At 68.4% G+C, this 694-nt stretch carries 1 protein-coding gene and 1 pseudogene; one reads left to right on the top strand and one right to left on the bottom strand.

What is annotated here, in order from left to right; genetic code table 11:
- Positions 1-152: pseudogene (locus CKO11_RS17155) on the bottom strand (cysteine--tRNA ligase); the annotation flags it as partial.
- Between the two features lie 216 nt (positions 153-368).
- Here CKO11_RS17155 and CKO11_RS17150 point away from each other — a divergent pair.
- Positions 369-694 (top strand): MmcQ/YjbR family DNA-binding protein (locus tag CKO11_RS17150; protein ID WP_223641518.1); only part of this gene is annotated, 326 nt, incomplete at its 3' end.

The following is a 694-nucleotide window of genomic DNA, read 5'->3' as shown; positions in this document are numbered from 1 at the left end:
ACGTCGAACACCACGACCGGCCGGCCGTTGCCCAGATGCGCCCGGTCGTAGACCGTGGGCCCGCAGACATAGAGCCGGACGTTCTTGCGATCGATCGGCTCGAACGCCTCTTTCCGGCGGCTCTTCGTGTTGGTGAGGCGGATCTCGGTCATGGGTCCTCGCAGGCTCGGCTCGCCCGCGGGCTTCTCACATCACGACCTTGGAGGGAACGGAAAAGAGCAGCCCGCGACGTGGGTCAGCAGGTAATGATGCAGCCGATGATGGTGCAGATGCTCTTCATGTCCGAAGAGGTAGCATCCCCGGCGGCCGCGGGCAACGGATTCGCGGAGCCTCTGGACAGGGCCGCCACGCCGCCCCAGAGTTGGCCCATGGATCGCAGCACCGTCTCCCGCCTCTGCGCCGGCCTGCCGGGCGCCCTCCTCGACCATCCCTGGGACGAGGGCCACGACGCCTGGAAGATCGGCGGCAAGATCTTTGCCCTCGTCGGAGCCTCCGGGCACGGGGTCACGGTGAAATGCCCCGATGTCGAGACGGCGGCGCTGCTGATCGAGACCGGGCGCGCCGAACGCGCGCCCTACATGCACCGGAGCTGGGTGCTCCTGCCCTTCGGGCCCGACCTCGCCGAGGACGAGGCGGAGCACCGCATTACCGTCTCCTACCGGCTGATCCGCGCGGCAAGGCCTCGCGGATCAGC

This window comes from Rhodobacter sp. TJ_12 (assembly GCF_020023995.1).
Classification (GTDB): domain Bacteria; phylum Pseudomonadota; class Alphaproteobacteria; order Rhodobacterales; family Rhodobacteraceae; genus Rhodobacter.
Note: the sequence above shows the minus strand (reverse complement) of the source record. Positions and strands in the feature narration are given on the sequence as shown.